Here is a 15,113-nt window from a genome sequence, read left to right on the forward strand (position 1 = left end):
GCTAATTAATCTATCCCTAGACAGTAGGCAGCCATAATTTTATCAAAGTACGATGCAAATCTACTTATAATTAACGTTGGTATTAATATATACTTACGTTAAACAATCAGAGGAAAACTTTATGCACCGAATTCTCAACTTATGGCAAGTATCTGCACAAAAAGTTTTTACCACTGCTTTAATCGCAATTGTTATATCTTTAGCAATACTGACTACTGCACCTAGTTACGCTGCTACATATGCAGAACAAAAATTAGTACCGCCATCAGAAAGAATATTGACACCAGAAGAAAAAATTGAACGCGCCTACGAATTTGGCGAAGGTGCTGGATTACTTGAGGAAAGCAAGCAAAAATCGCCCAATGCGAATACACTCACAAAACCTGGAGAAAAAATGAATGTGAAAAATGTGACAACTTCTAAGTCAGAACAAGGTTTAGTAGAAAAAGCAAAAGAATTAGTAGAAAAAGTAAAAGGTAACGAGTAAAAAAGGCTTCGTACAATCAGCCGAAGTCAAAGTTATTTAAAGTTGGGCAATTGGTAGTTAGAGATTAGTTCTAGCAGAATTATTTAGCAATAACTACCAAGAAAATATTATCTTTCCAATTATTAAAGTCATTCTTTCTTACCTAGGGATGATTATTTTTTCTAATTGAGTTGACACGATAAAACCAAATCTAATGTATGGGTCAACTATAACAATTTAGCTACCACCCTAGATAGGAAAATGCTTAAACCTTGGATGATTATTGGTATTATAACTTTGTTAGTTGCCCTAGCGAGTCTTTTTTTTAGACCACGAGATACTCAATGGGCAAAAAATTTAAATAGACCAAAGTGGTTATTTTTTGAACCCTTAATTCCAGTTTTTTGGACAATTGTTTTCACAGGAGGAGCACTATCTGCTGCTAATATTTGGGAAAACGAGCCTGGTACATTGCCAACTTGGCTGTTGATGGGGCTTTATTTGGTGTTAGAAATCATAACTGTGTCTTACATTCCTGCTACATTGCGATCGCGCAATCTCAAAGTAGGGACAATATTAGGGGGCAGTGGAGTCATTCTAGGGATAGTCCTCACACTTATCGTTTGGAATATTTCAGGTGTAGCAGCTTTGCTGCTTTTGCCATATCTGCTTTGGAGTCCGGTTGGTACTTACACCACTTGGGAAATGATGCAGCTTAACCCAGAAGCAGTGTAATTAAAAACTATTGGTTCTTGTGAGGGTGAGCTGAAATGCCCACCCTTTTGATTTTAGTATCTGGTAGTTCCTGTACCTGTATTCACTGTATTGGGATCGCGATATACTGGTTCAGCTGGTTTGCGAAATAAGTTAGCTAAGCCAAGTAAACCAAGTAAACCGAGTAAACCCCAAGAACCTCCACCTGTTATTCCTTCAGTTTGTGTTTCTGTAGTAGTTGTTGTCCCGCCGTAGGTGGGTTCTCCAGGAATTGTATCACCTGTCGTTGTGTCACTATCCGGTGTAGTTGTAGTACCTGGGGCTGTCCCTCCTGGAGTTGTACCAGGGGCAGTAGTAGTGCCTGTAGTACCACCTAAGCCTGTGTCTGTACCAGTAGTACCAGTAGCTTGCGCGATCGCAGGAACACTTACAGGCAGAATAGCTAAACTAAAAGCGACACTTGCCAAAATGAGTTGGTTTAAATAAAAACGTTTCATCAGTCAGTTTCCCCTAGAGTGATAGTTTTTTCAACAGTAAATTTCAAAGCCAGTATCAGTTAGCTCTTGTATTGCTGACTCAGAATCTTTTGTATTTTTCTAGATGAGAAATGAGTTGTAGCAAATGCTTGTTTAGATGTAACGCTTCAAGAGGCAATAAAGTTACTCAACTTTGATAGACAAAAACGCGATCGCTATTTCAACTTGCATGCACACCCCTTGTTTGATTACTACTTGTTTTGACAGCTGTTACTCTTATAAAAGTTAACTGCTTCAATTCAAAGTCACTTCTACCAGAGGATCAAGCTATTGTTAAGCGAGGTAGTATTCATTAATACAAAATAAGCGAGGTGTGAGGCTTGAATGAATTAGGTAGAGGCATTAATCTTTCTACTACGATTTTTGTATCGGTTATATATACTCATCAATGGTGTGGTACTAATTCCATGCAAAATGACAGACAGCACAATTGTGATGTAGGTAATCCAAGCAATTTGCTCTCCCAATTCACCTTGTAATCCATGACCAAAGGCATAGGTCAGATAATAGATAGAACCAATACCACGAACGCCAAACCATCCAAATAACCAACGAGTTCCCTGACGGTAGCCACCGCCAATCGTACTTAACCAAGCTCCCAAAGGACGAATAATAAATAGTAGGGAACCTCCAACGATGAGAGCAGCGATCGCGTGTTCTTGAATTGCAGCTACTCGTAACATTGAACCTAAAATTAAGATTGTTGCTATTTCGAGTAGTTTCTCGATACGCTCAGTAAATTCTCGTTGGGAAAAAGGCTTATCCTCATTCTCATAGCGCCGTTGGGCTACTATTCCGGCAACAAAGACTGCGAGAAATCCATACCCATTGACAACTTCAGTCAAGGAGTAAGTGAGAAGGATTATGCTCAGTGCAACAAAATCCTCCATCAAATCATCAGCTTTAGTATGTTTCTGAACTTTTTGGTCGATTGCAACGATCGCCCAGGAAACCACAATTCCCATGACTAAACCAATTGCTACCGCCCAGAGTAAATCAACTGCAACCCATTCCTGGAACCACTCTTGCCAGTTGTTACCATCTTCAAACCAATGAATGCCAAAATACACAAATGGAAAGGCTAAGGCATCATTTAAGCCACCTTCTGAAGTTAAACCAAACCGTAACTCATCGCGATCCTCAGTATGTGTTAGTTGAACTTCTGAGGCGAGTACTGGGTCAGTAGGTGCGAGAATTGCTCCTAGTAAAATTGCGGGTCCCCATTCCATGCGCAGAAACCAATGTGCGACTGCGGCGATCGCAAAGATTGATAATGGCATTAAAAAGCCGATTAAGCGAATAGTAGAACGCCAAGCACCTGTATTGAGAGGACGATTCATTTTCAAGCCACAACTAAACAGTGAGACAATGACAACGAATTCGGTTAGCCGTTCTAAAAACTGTGCATCAGGGCGTAGCTGAACGATATTGAGTGCATAAGGACCTAGAAAGATACCTACTACCAAATAAATCAAGGCAAAGGAAATTGGTAGACGGGAAATCCATCCTGAACCTAGAGTGACGCACAATAAGAGTAGACCGATCACGAGTAGGTCTAGGATATAAATCTCTACCATTGCTACAAATTTGATTGAGGGATGTGTTTTGAAAGTCTAATGCGATCGCCTTAAGCTCTCAATCAGCTTATAGGGGTATTTACTGTTTGGTAAATGATAATAAGTAATTGTTCTGTAGTCACTAAACTTTTTGCACAAACCGTCGCCCTAATAATCCTTGGGGTCGGACTAATAGCATGATAAATAAGATACCAAAAGCAACAGCATCTTTATATGCAGAGTAATCTGCAGGAACAAACGCTTCAACTAAACCAATCAATAAACCACCCAATACTGCACCAGGAATACTCCCCAACCCACCAAGCACAATCACTGCCAAACCTTTTAAACCGAAAGCAATTCCAAAATAAGGTCCTGCAATACTGACACTTGATGCAACCAAAGTTCCTGCCAAACCTGCTAGAAAACTGCTGATAAAGAAGGTGAGGACAATAAAGCGATCGGTGTTAATTCCCAGTAAACTTGCAGTTGTTGGATCTTCTGCAACTGCTTGCATTGCTTTGCCATATTTGGTGCGATTGATAAACAATGTCAAAATTGCCAAAATGACAACAGAGACACAGAAAATGACTACCTGTACGCTACGAATTGGCACAGGCTGTTCTGCTGTTCCAAAGTTGATTGCAGCAGGTAAGTTACCATACGTACCTGCAGGAAAAGTGTAACTTTCTGCGCCAACTAAGTATTGAATAACGTTCACAATCACTACTGCTACACCCAAACTAGAAACAACCGTTAATAGTGGATCAGCACCACGACGGCGTAACGGACGAAAAGCAATACGTTCGACTGCGACTCCTACTAAACCTGCAAGTGTACTTCCTAAAATCAAAGCTATAGCAAAAGGAAGTTGCAGAGGCAATACAGCATTAGCAAGCAAACCATTAAATCCAAACGCACCACCCATAAGTGCATAAGTAAAGTATGCACCTAAGGTAAAAATTGCGCCGTGTGCGAAGTTAATAATACCTAAAATAGAAAATATGAGAGTATATCCTAAAGCAAAAATGGCATAAGCGCTACCAATTGATAAACCGTTGAGAACTTGTTGTAAAAACAGCGTAATATTCATTTTTTGTACTTAATCTTCTAATTAAAACTTTAAATTCGAGGTATTCATTGCTAATTTTTAATAGAAGAATTGCAACTTACTATAACTGAATAGGTGTTGCTTATGCTTAATTTTTTATTCCATACATTAACTATGCAAATTCTATCTTATCATGAGCGCTATATATTAAGTGAAACTAAAGTAAAAAATTCAAGCCGCTTAGTAAAGAATAACCAAGTTAATAGATTATTTTATGTTTTTTTGTGATTAGTATGATGTGCAAAGCATTTTCTGATGTTCAGGTAGCATCACACACGACGAGACTAATTGATTGAATAAGTCCACTTCGTGGACTTAGTTTTTTTAGCTGTGAATTTATTCACCAAGCTAAACAAATATGAGTTTTATATCATTATTTTAGAAAGGCAAATTGACCGCTATTACCATTGTTATTCATCTTAATTTGAGCAACATAAAATTCTTTTTGTACTACCTCACCTTCAGGGGTAAAAGAAATTTCACCCAAGGGCGTTTGATAGCTTCCTGCTAATATTTGCTTGTTGAGTTCTGTTCTTAGTTGTGGTAAGGATAAGGTACTAATGTCAGTTTTACTATCTAAAGCTTTGAGTGCTTCTACATAAACTTGCACAGCGGTATAAGCTTGAGCGCTGAACTGAGGTGGTTCTTTTTTGTATTGACTGCTATAAGCATTACGAAAAGCCGCATTAATTTCACCTGGATGTTCAGGACTATAAGCTTGAGCAATTAATACACCGTTGCAATGTTCTTGACACACACTAAACACATTTGATGTATTTAAACCGTTACCACCAATAATTGAGCCTTGATAACCTAATTCTCGTAACTGCTTGACTAAGTTTCCTCCATCTGCAGCTAGCCCAGAAATAATGACTAAGTCGGGTTTTAGGTTTAATGCATTAGTTGCTTGTGTTTGAAAATCTGTATCAGTTGTCTGAAACTTTTGAACAGTGACTAATTCAAGTCCTTGTTCTTTAACTGTTTGTTGAAAAACTTCTGTTTCTGACTTGCTAAAAGCATCATTTTGTGCGTAAAAAACAGCAACTCGTTTAATGTTAGGATTACTCTTTAGTGCCGCCTGAACTGAATTTGGTGCAACAACCGTCACTGGCGCAGAAACTCGCGCTACATAATCCCCAATTTGAGGAATCCCTTTAGCGGTATTTGATGGTCCTATAACTGGAACTTTAGCTCTTTCTGCAATTGGGTCAGCACTAAATGCTTGTTGTGACAAAGTAGGTCCCACAATACCAACAACTCGATCGTTATTAATCAAAGTTTGGAAAGCGTTGATCGTTCCAGCTTCATCACCACCAGTATCTTGAAATACCAACTTAATAGGCGTACCATCGATACCACCTTGTTCATTAAAATACTTTTCAGCAATTTTAGCCCCTGCAACTTGTTCTTGACCAAGTAAGGCAACATTACTAGTTTGTGCTAATGCAACACCAATAGGAATGGCACTCGGAGATGTGGAGGCTGTATTTGTTGCAGTATTAGTTGTATTTGTACCTGTATTAGCTCCACCACAAGCAGATAGTAATAGAGTTAAAGTAGTAAGAAAAGCAGAAGTACGTATAGTAGATTTATACATAGTATGGTATCTACGTTATAGCTATATGTGGACGATCTTAATTTGACCATGCATAGGCGACCGCGCCAAGTATTTGTTAGCTATTATTTATTTACTATTTATTGCTGTTGTAGTTCTTAATTTTTAGAAAAGTTAAAAAACAGGAAACGCGCTCTATCCTGCAATACCTACTAAAGTAATTAAAGCCCAAAGCTGCTAGTCAGGGGTTTTCTCTACGGTTTACTTGCATAAACTGCCAAATACTTACTTTTAGCGACGATTTTTGAGTAAGCTACAGCTCAAGTCACCAGGATCGTTGTCACCAAAAGGTAAAACTTTTTTGCCTTGTTGTATGAGGCGATCGCGACAATTATAGATCTCCACTGGTCTGGTCACACCATCTACGCTAATTGCTACTCTATATTCCCAATAATTTTTGGCACTCCGCTCTATACTGATAATACAAATTTGACGATCGTCATAGTTGCGACATACAGAAGCCCAAGCTGGCTGTATGAATAACAAAGTCAGTAGTAATAGCAACACAAAGGCTATGCTACTTTGAATTAACAAAATTGCTTTTCGCACAATACTTAATAAATTGATGAGTTACAGCTATTGATTGAAAAGTAACCAACATTTTAAATATATTATTTACCTTGAATCTCTACGCCAAAACTTGACCTTTAAACCATCACGAGGATGCGGTGTAGGAAGCATTACCATATCTACATTTTGTCCTGGAAGCAATTCCCAATCGTAATCGCGAACTAATAAGGCTGCAAATAGCTTCATTTCTAGCTTGGCAAACTCTCTACCAAGACATTCTCTTACTCCACCACCAAAAGGAATATAACTCATTGATTTTTGCTTATCTTCAGATCTAGGGGGTGCAAAGCGTTCTGGATCAAAGTCTTCTGGCTGAGTGTAAATGCTACTATCTTGATGTGTTGCAGCAGGGTGATAGAAAACTTGCCAACCTTGAGGAATCAAGTAACCATTAAACTCACATGACTTAATAACTTTTCTAGGTCCACTTGCTGGAGAATAAAGGCGGAGTACTTCTTTTAAGACTTGTTCTAAATAAGTCATTTGCTTAAGCACTAATGTCAGTGGTTGGTTTAACCCTAATTGCATTTGTTCTGCACGCACAGCCTCTTTCACTTGCGGATTTTGAGCTAATAGTAAACATAGTGCAGTTAAAGATGAGGATAAAGTATCATGACCTGCAAATAGTAATATCAGCAGTTGTTCTTTAAGTTCCTCTAAGTTGAAACTATTTCCATTTTCGTCTCGTGCTTGCAACAATAGTCCTAAAACATCTTGTTTTGTGGTAGATTCTTGCTGACGTTCTAAAATAATAGCTTCAATTTTTGCTAGTAATAATTTGCGACTGCGGAGGGCTTTACTAAATTTTGTCCAAGGTAAGGGAATAGGAAATGAAAGTAAGCCTTTACCCCAAGTTTCATAAAGCTTACCAAAATCATTATCTACATCAATTCCTACTAATAACTTGCAAGCAACATCTAGCGTATATTTGCGAATTTCTAGATACCAATTTAAGTTTCCCGTGCGCTCCCAAGTTTCAATGTAATTATATGTAGTTGCTGTCATAATATCAACATATCCTGCTAAAGCTCGTGGCTGGAAAGCTTGAGCAAGAAGTTTACGTTGTTGGAGATGTTTATCTCCTGTTTGCATAATAATTGCGCCAGTTCCCATTAATAATTTTGCCTGTGGCGGCGCACTCTGAGAAACTCCATCAGCAAAGTAGCGATTTTCATTACTAAATAGAAAGCGATTCGCCTCAGCACCAATTATGACGACGGTGGGACAGCCAAACACATGAGTTTTGTAAATTTGTCCGTATTGTTGCTGTCGCTGTTGTACAAAATTTGGATTGCGTAAAAAACTGAAAGTTTCACCAATAACGGGTAAACCAAAACTTCCAGGAGGTAAGGGAAGCGATCGCAAATCATCAGTAATTGTCATAAATTCCCTCTTGGAGCTTTATAGCAAGCAGGTTACTACAATTAATTCGCTAAAATACGTCTATCTAAAAGCTACAGCAATATGGTGACACTGCAACTCAAGCAAATTCGAGTTCCGCCAGGCGATCGCGTGATATTAGAGGATATTAGTTGGCAAGAGTTTGAAACAATTCTTATTGAGTTAGGAGAACATCGTGGCAGTCGAGTTGCATATACTCAGGGCTTATTAGAAATAATGGTTCCATTGCCAGAGCATGAAAAGGCTAAAGTCATCATTGGGGACTTAGTAAAAATTTTACTGGATGAACTAGATTTAGACTGGGAACCTCTCGGATCAACCACCTTTAAGCGTGAAGATATGGCTGCAGGGGTAGAACCAGATGATTGTTTTTATATTCAAAACTATAAGTTAATGATAGGAAAAGAACGGATCGATTTAAGTGTCGATCCTCCTCCTGATTTAGCACTTGAAATTGATGTTACCTCTAAAACTAAACTAACTGCCTATCAAGCATTACAAGTGCCAGAAATTTGGCGTTATGAAGATGGTGTTTTAGAAATAAATTTACTTCAAGGAGATGTTTACATCAAGTCAGAGACAAGTTCCATTTTTTCAAATTTTCCAGTTAAAGATGAAATTCCTCGATTTGTACAAATGGCAATGACAACAGGAACAACTCTGGCAATTAAAGCATTCCGTAAGAGGGTGCGAGAATATATTGAATCATAAGTTTGTTTTAAATACGATCGCAACATCCAAATTAAAATAGCAATAAGCACAAGATTGGTAACTCACTGTTTCACAATCAATAGTGAATGTCTTTTCCTCAGAACAAGTTGAGTGGGTGGAAGAACCTGATATTAGCCATTTGGTGACAGAAGACGATACTCTTGTCAACCTGCTTGCAGAAAAACAGCAACGACTTTTAACGAGTTGTTTATATAGTTCGTGGAAACCAGGTGTTCCTTTTTTAGCTACCGCCGGAAGTTGTTATCGAAATTGTCTCTAACACAGTAGGCAACGAACTGGGGAGTAAAATGAAAGACTATGCCCGCATTGGTGTGGCTTACTACGTTGTTTACGATCCTTTGCAGCAATTAGGCAATCGCTTATTACGAGTTCACGAGTTAAGAGGTACGAATGACACCGAGTTAGTAAACGACTTGGATGGAACCAGTAGGTTTAGGATTGACTTTATAGAACGGAATCTTTGAAGGAAATCAAGAAACATAGTTGCGTTGGTGCGATCGCGATGGTAATTTAATTGCAACAGGTGATGAGCGTGCTGAAATTGAACGTCAACGTGCTGAACGCCTAACAGAAATCTTACGTTCTCAAGGTATCGATCCTGATGAGTTATTAATTTGAAATTGACCTCTTCCTCGATCGCCATCAACAATTAATTTTCCTCTTAAAAGACTTTTTCCCCTTTACCTGTAACAAAGCGACCTTCAAATAAGGTCAATATGTGAGTGTGGAATCATCACAAATTTCGCTAATACCGCGATCGCGTTCCAGTTTCGTACGTATCGCAAGTTTCAGCAACACCCAATAGTACTTCTATATGTGTGCGAACATCTACACCACCAGGAAAAATTAGTAATCCTGTAGCATCATATTTTTGGGCAGATGGTACTTGTAATTCACACGCGATCGCTTCTATCTTGCCATCTCGAATTAAAATTATCTGCTATGTAGTCATCAACAGCAGTAACAATTCTTCCTTGAGTAATCACAACTTCTGTGATATTTAAAAACTAACTTTTTAGTAAATGAGTGGAAATCAACGTAGCATAAAGGCTAGTAATTGATCGTTGGTAATCGAGAAATATTCATCAACAATTGCCCGTTACCTATTACCCAACATGAAATTTGAGTCAGCAAACTGTATAAAATTATCCAAATAAATCACAGCTTTTGCTGTACAGTCAAACCTTGAATGTCAAAAGATCGCTGAGACGTATCGGGGTTGTTGTGAATGAAACATTCACTATCTGAGTTAAATCAGATGAATCAGGATGACTTTGTAGCAGTGTTGGGGTGGATATTTGAAGATTCTCCCTGGATAGCACAGAAGGCGTGGGCTAGAAAACCGTTTGCAGATGTGTTATCTCTGCATCAAAGTATGGTAGATGTTGTTTGTGAGGCGAGTGACGTTGAAAAACTTGCCCTTATTTGCGCTCATCCTGACTTAGGTGCTAAAGCTAAAATGGCTGAAGCCTCTGTTAAAGAGCAAGCTGGAGTTGGTTTAGACCGACTTAATCCAGAAGAGTACGATAAATTTAACTACCTTAACCAAGCATATAAAAAAAAATTTAACTTTCCTTTTATTATTGCTGTCAAAAATCACACCAAAGAAAGCATTTTAGCAAGCTTTTCTCAAAGGTTAGAAAATTCAAAAGAAACAGAACTACAAACAGTTTTAGCAGAGATAGAAAAAATAGCTTTGTTTCGCTTACAGGAAGTTATTGATGATAAGTAATTAAATGGATTTAAACAATATTCAAACTTACTTACGTCCTCAAAGTTTAGAAACAGTTGAAAACTGGTCGCTAGGATGGTCTTGGCTAGCTGGTGGAACATGGGTATTTAGTCAATCACAACCTGATTTAAAAGTATTAGTAGATTTAGAAAAATTCGATTGGTCTGAAATTGAAGTTACCACTGAAGGATTAGTAATTGGTGCAACTTGCATAATGACAAAGTTGCGTCAGTGGAATTTTCCAGAACATTGGACAGGCGTTAAAGCGTTGTTTCGTGCAGTTGACGAACTGGCTTCTTTTAAAGTTACCAACATGGCAACAGTAGGAGGCAATATTTGTTTAGCAATACCAGCAAGTACGTTTGCTCCTGCAATGGTAGCACTAGACGCAAGCTATGAAATTTGGCATCCTCAAGCTGCGCCGCGTTTTGTTGCTGCTAGGGATTTTCAAATTGGGGTACAGCAAACAGTTTTACAGCCAGGCGAAGTTTTACGCAGAATCTCAATTCCGCAAGAGAGTCTAACATGGCGTATTAGTTATCAACGAGTTTGTATCGCAACCGCAGGAATTGCAATATCGATAATAGTTGCAGCTTGTAACCCGCAAACATCACAAGTAAGATTTGGTTTAGGTGCTTGCGTACCGACACCGCGTGTTGTGGAATTTTCCCATATTCCTACATTAGATGAAATCGAGGAAGCCCTTAACGCACAAGTACCATTGAATGATTTTATCGAAGACTATGCCGCAAGTGCAGCTTATCGGCAACACATTACCAAAGTTTTGATGCAGCGATCGCTTTTGGAATTTTAGATTTATGCAAGAACCACTAACTTTTCAAGTTAATGGCAAAACATACACTGAAAGTTGTTCTCCAGGGACAAGCTTATTAACTTTATTACGCGATCTTGGGTGGGTTGGCGTACACCGTGTTTGTGAATCAGGTGATTGTGGAAGTTGTACGGTATGGGTTGATGACAAACCTGTTCATAGCTGTATCTATCCAGTCATGAAGCTAGAGGGACACGACGTCACAACCATTGAAGGACTAGCAGTAGATGAATTAGCACCAATCCAGCAAGCTTTTCTCGAAAAACAAGGTTTTCAGTGTGGATTCTGCACTCCAGGAATGATTATGAGTGCAGCAAAATTGCAATTTAACTCACTAGCTGAACTACGCAAAGCTTTAGACGGTAATTTATGTCGCTGTACAGGATACGAGGCAATTCTGGAAAGTATTCTCGCAGCTAAAGAACAACGATCAGAATCTTGCTTAATGCAAAATCCTGTCGGCAAAAGTGTTCCCAAACAAGATGGATCAGCAATTGTTAGAGGTACAGCAAATTATACAGCAGATTGGTCGCCACCTGGGTTACTACACATTAAAGTGGTGCGATCGCCCCATCCCCACGCCCGTATTCGTAAAATTGACACCGAAAAAGCCAAAGCCCTTCCTGGCGTTCATGCAGTTTTTACCTATGAAGACGTTCAGCGTAAACCTTATACAACGGCGGGACACGCCGATCCGGTACCCGATCCACTCGATCATTATTTATTAGATAATAAAGTCCGATTTATTGGCGATCGCGTTGCGGCAGTTGTTGCAGAATCGGTAGCGATCGCAATTCAAGCGAGTCAACTTATTGAAGTTGATTACGAAATTCTTCCTCATGTTATTGACCCTGTCAAAGCAATCAATGACTGTGGAGTTGTCATCCACGATGAACCAGAGTCATCGCAAATTTACGATCCTCAACGCAACATTGCAGCTAAAGTCACACTGGGAACGCATGATATTGAACAAGGCTTTGCTGAAGCTGATTTAATTGTTGAAAATACCTACTACTTACCAGCCGTTCAACACGTTCATTTAGAACCCCATATCAGCACAAGTTGGTTAGAAGCAGACGGAACCTTGGTAGTGCGTTCGAGTACGCAAGTTCCATTTCACACGCAAAGAGTTCTATCACAGCTATTTGATTTACCAAAAGACAAAGTTCGCGTTTTCAAAACTCAAATCGGCGGAGGATTCGGTAATAAACAAGAAATTCTCACTGAAGATTTATGTGTTTTAGCAACGTTGCACACCAAAAAGCCTGTGCAATGGGAATTTACACGCGAAGAGGAATTTACAGCCACCAATAGCCGCCATGCGATGCAGGTGAGAGTAAGAACCGGAGTCAAAGCTGATGGTACGTTAGTCGCGCAAGAAATGGAAGCGATCGCCAATACAGGGGCTTATGGCAATCATGCACCTACAGTTGTCTTCTTGACAGGTTGCTATCCTCTAGGTTTATATCGATGTCCGCATCAGCGTTTTCTAGGATTATCAGTTTACACGAATACAATGCCTGCTGGTGCTTTTCGCGGCTATGGTGCAACACAGGGAACGTTTGCCGTTGAGTCGCAAATGGACGAAATTGCAGAGAAACTGGGAATTGATCCGATAGAACTGCGTCAGAAAAATATTATTCAACCTCACGATATCATTCGCCTCGGACGCGAAGGAGCGCATGACCATTTTCACTTGATTGGTAGTTATGGCGTACCCGAATGTTTTGCCAAAGTGACGCAAGCATTCAATTATGTTCCTGGAACGAAACCTACTGTCAACAAACATCTACGGCGCGGTGTCGGATTTGCAGTGTCGATGCAAGGAAGTGGTTTAGCAAAAATTCATAGCGCAGGAGTGAAGTTATCGCTCAAAAGCGACGGAAAATACGAATTAAGAACTGGGGCGATTGACGTTGGTACAGGTGCTGATACATCATTGCGACAAATTGCCGCACACGTACTTGGTGTTACGGTTGCAGATATTGAACTGATTGCGGGTGATACGCACAATACCCCTTTTGATGCAGGTTCGTATGCATCAGCAACGACTTATATATCGGGTAAAGCCGTCAATAAAGCCGCCGTTGCCATGCGATCGCAGATCTTAGAATTTGCAGCTAAAGTTCTCGCTACTCAACCAGAAAACATTACACTTACGCCAGATAAAGCGATCGCCGCCCAACAAGAAATTACACTACAAGAACTTGTCTCTCGTAATCAGCAATCTTTTGTTGTCGAAGTCGAACACGCCGCGAACGAATCATCTTTAACCTTTGCAGTGCAAGGTGCAGAAGTCGAAGTTGACACCGAAACGGGTAGAATCAATGTTCTGCGTTGCGTGCAAGCCATTGATGTTGGTACAGCAATCAATCCCAGAATCTGTCACGGACAAGCAACAGGAGGAATTGTGATGGGCTTGGGCTATGCGTTGTCTGAGGAGTTACTCATTAATGATTCAGGACGAATTTTGAATCCTGCATTGCGGACATATCGCCTACCTACTGCCAAAGATACGCCGCAGATGGAAATTATTTTAGTCGAACAGCCCGATCCTTATGGTCCTTTTGGTGCGAAGGGTATTGGAGAAATTGGCACGAACTGTACTGCTGCCGCGATCGCCAATGCTGTTGCCCACGCAACAGGTGTTCGACTGACACAAATTCCGATGACGCCCGAACGAGTTTGGCAAGCCTTAAATGCTTGAATTTTATCAACAGATGGCGCAAACCTTACAACAAGGTTCGGCAGTTCTTGCCACGGTTGTGAATGTTACAGGTTCAGTTCCGCGTGAGGTGGGGGCAAAAATGTTAGTGTGTCGCGATCGCGCGATTGGAACGATTGGCGGTGGGGCTGGGGAAGCTAAAGTCATTCGCCAAGCTTTGGAAGTTTTGGCAACTGGTGAGAAGCAGTTTGTGGAAATCGATCTATCTGGGGCGTTGCAGCGCGAAACTCAGGGGGTTTGTGGTGGTGCAATGCAAGTTTGGCTGGAACGTTGGAGTGGAGATAAAGCAATCAAGTTATTAGAGCAAATTATTGATATTTTGTCAAGTGGCAAGTGTGGTACTTTAGTAACGCCGTTTTTAGGAGACTCGCAGCCCTATTTGGAAATTGGAGATAACAAACCACAGAGGCACAGAGAAGCAGCTTTTAGAGAGATTTTGATGCCGTTACCAACGTTATTAATTGTGGGGGCAGGTCATGTTGCTGTCCCTTTGGCAGCGATGGCGGCGATGATTGGTTTTCGGGTAACTGTTGTAGACGATCGCCACGAGTTTGCTTCTCAGGAAAGATTTCCCCAAGCAACTGCAGTAATTGCTCAACCCTTGACATTAGCGTTAAAATGTGCTTTAAATTCACAATATATCGCGTTAGTGACGCGGGGAATTCAGCATGATTTGGAGGCTTTACGGTTTCTACTGAAAACACCCGCTCAGTACATTGGAATGATTGGTTCGCGCAAGCGCGTACGCCTAGTGTGTCAGCAGTTGCAACAAGAAGGATATCCTCCAGAGGTTTTAGCATCACTCTACGCACCCATCGGGTTAGATATCGGTGCTTTGACACCCGAAGAAATTGCGGTAAGTATTTGTGCCGAATTAATCAAAGTGCGGCGTGGTGGTACAGGTAAATCTTTATCTAATGCAGTCGCTAGGAGTATGACAAACTATGTGTAGAAAGGGACGCGTTATAAAGTTTGCTAAGTTACTTCTGAGTACTTAGAGGATGTCTGAAAAGTCAAAGACTATACCAATCGTCTCAACATAAGACGAATCATCGCAACTTGAATCATCGCCTCAGAAGTGGCAGGTAAAACCTCATAATCTTTGCTCAGTCTCCGACACCAG

The 15,113-nt window shown here is 40.2% G+C and carries 17 protein-coding genes and 1 pseudogene; 11 read left to right on the forward strand and 7 right to left on the reverse strand.

What is annotated here, in order from left to right:
• Positions 1-121: 121 nt before the first annotated feature.
• Together IQ230_RS17135 and IQ230_RS17140 are read left to right on the forward strand one after the other, a co-directional pair.
• Positions 122-487 (forward strand): hypothetical protein, encoded by a 366-nt coding sequence (locus IQ230_RS17135; RefSeq protein ID WP_193933457.1) that lies wholly within the window; start codon positions 122-124, stop codon positions 485-487.
• A gap of 240 nt (positions 488-727) precedes the next feature.
• On the forward strand, positions 728-1,201 hold the full coding sequence (locus IQ230_RS17140) for a TspO/MBR family protein (protein ID WP_193933459.1): 474 nt from the start codon (positions 728-730) through the stop codon (positions 1,199-1,201).
• Between the two features lie 53 nt (positions 1,202-1,254).
• Here IQ230_RS17140 and IQ230_RS17145 read toward each other — a convergent pair whose 3' ends face one another.
• The 6 genes from IQ230_RS17145 to IQ230_RS17170 all read right to left on the reverse strand — a co-directional run bounded on the left by IQ230_RS17145 (position 1,255) and on the right by IQ230_RS17170 (position 7,951).
• Positions 1,255-1,677: a WGxxGxxG family protein gene (locus IQ230_RS17145; protein ID WP_193933461.1), complete on the reverse strand. Its 423-nt coding sequence runs from the start codon at positions 1,675-1,677 to the stop codon at positions 1,255-1,257.
• A 368-nt stretch (positions 1,678-2,045) separates the two neighbouring features.
• Entirely contained in the window at positions 2,046-3,293 is a 1,248-nt protein-coding gene (locus tag IQ230_RS17150; protein ID WP_193933463.1) for a cation:proton antiporter, read from the reverse strand.
• Between the two features lie 121 nt (positions 3,294-3,414).
• Positions 3,415-4,365 carry a branched-chain amino acid ABC transporter permease gene (locus IQ230_RS17155; RefSeq protein ID WP_193933465.1) on the reverse strand — a complete coding sequence of 317 codons (951 nt, stop codon included), beginning with the start codon at positions 4,363-4,365 and terminating at the stop codon, positions 3,415-3,417.
• Between the two features lie 391 nt (positions 4,366-4,756).
• Positions 4,757-5,980, reverse strand: coding sequence for an ABC transporter substrate-binding protein (locus IQ230_RS17160; protein WP_193933467.1), 1,224 nt, complete (start codon positions 5,978-5,980; stop codon positions 4,757-4,759).
• A gap of 249 nt (positions 5,981-6,229) precedes the next feature.
• Positions 6,230-6,547 carry a hypothetical protein gene (locus IQ230_RS17165; protein WP_193933469.1) on the reverse strand — a complete coding sequence of 106 codons (318 nt, stop codon included), beginning with the start codon at positions 6,545-6,547 and terminating at the stop codon, positions 6,230-6,232.
• A gap of 66 nt (positions 6,548-6,613) precedes the next feature.
• Positions 6,614-7,951 carry a cytochrome P450 gene (locus tag IQ230_RS17170; RefSeq protein ID WP_193933472.1) on the reverse strand — a complete coding sequence of 446 codons (1,338 nt, stop codon included), beginning with the start codon at positions 7,949-7,951 and terminating at the stop codon, positions 6,614-6,616.
• Positions 7,952-8,032: 81 nt separating this feature from the next.
• On the opposite strand from IQ230_RS17170, the gene IQ230_RS17175 reads away from it, so the two are divergent.
• From IQ230_RS17175 to IQ230_RS17205, 9 genes are all read left to right on the forward strand, one after another.
• Positions 8,033-8,680: a Uma2 family endonuclease gene (locus tag IQ230_RS17175; RefSeq protein ID WP_193933474.1), complete on the forward strand. Its 648-nt coding sequence runs from the start codon at positions 8,033-8,035 to the stop codon at positions 8,678-8,680.
• 82 nt (positions 8,681-8,762) lie between these two features.
• Positions 8,763-8,960: a hypothetical protein gene (locus IQ230_RS26800; protein WP_228055081.1), complete on the forward strand. Its 198-nt coding sequence runs from the start codon at positions 8,763-8,765 to the stop codon at positions 8,958-8,960.
• Between the two features lie 16 nt (positions 8,961-8,976).
• Positions 8,977-9,165 carry a PDDEXK family nuclease gene (locus tag IQ230_RS26805; protein WP_339384094.1) on the forward strand — a complete coding sequence of 63 codons (189 nt, stop codon included), beginning with the start codon at positions 8,977-8,979 and terminating at the stop codon, positions 9,163-9,165.
• A 19-nt stretch (positions 9,166-9,184) separates the two neighbouring features.
• Positions 9,185-9,319 (forward strand): hypothetical protein, encoded by a 135-nt coding sequence (locus IQ230_RS27435; protein WP_265576225.1) that lies wholly within the window; start codon positions 9,185-9,187, stop codon positions 9,317-9,319.
• A gap of 200 nt (positions 9,320-9,519) precedes the next feature.
• On the forward strand, positions 9,520-9,705 hold the full coding sequence (locus IQ230_RS17185) for a hypothetical protein (RefSeq protein ID WP_193933476.1): 186 nt from the start codon (positions 9,520-9,522) through the stop codon (positions 9,703-9,705).
• 224 nt (positions 9,706-9,929) lie between these two features.
• On the forward strand, positions 9,930-10,433 hold the full coding sequence (gene uraD, locus IQ230_RS17190; RefSeq protein WP_193933478.1) for a 2-oxo-4-hydroxy-4-carboxy-5-ureidoimidazoline decarboxylase: 504 nt from the start codon (positions 9,930-9,932) through the stop codon (positions 10,431-10,433).
• A 4-nt stretch (positions 10,434-10,437) separates the two neighbouring features.
• A complete protein-coding gene (locus tag IQ230_RS17195; protein ID WP_193933480.1) occupies positions 10,438-11,247 on the forward strand; it encodes an FAD binding domain-containing protein in 810 nt (269 codons plus the stop codon).
• Positions 11,248-11,251: 4 nt separating this feature from the next.
• The gene (locus IQ230_RS17200; protein WP_193933482.1) at positions 11,252-13,972 is read left to right on the forward strand and encodes a molybdopterin-dependent oxidoreductase; all 2,721 of its coding nucleotides are present in this window, start codon (positions 11,252-11,254) and stop codon (positions 13,970-13,972) included.
• Positions 13,965-14,942 carry an XdhC family protein gene (locus IQ230_RS17205; RefSeq protein ID WP_193933484.1) on the forward strand — a complete coding sequence of 326 codons (978 nt, stop codon included), beginning with the start codon at positions 13,965-13,967 and terminating at the stop codon, positions 14,940-14,942. Before IQ230_RS17200 ends, IQ230_RS17205 begins: the two co-directional genes overlap by 8 nt.
• Positions 14,943-15,010: 68 nt before the next feature.
• Here the strand turns inward: IQ230_RS17205 and IQ230_RS17210 are convergent.
• Positions 15,011-15,113 (reverse strand): annotated as a pseudogene (locus tag IQ230_RS17210) (IS5/IS1182 family transposase); the annotation flags it as partial.

It is taken from the genome of Gloeocapsopsis crepidinum LEGE 06123, assembly GCF_015207655.1.
GTDB lineage: Bacteria > Cyanobacteriota > Cyanobacteriia > Cyanobacteriales > Chroococcidiopsidaceae > Gloeocapsopsis > Gloeocapsopsis crepidinum.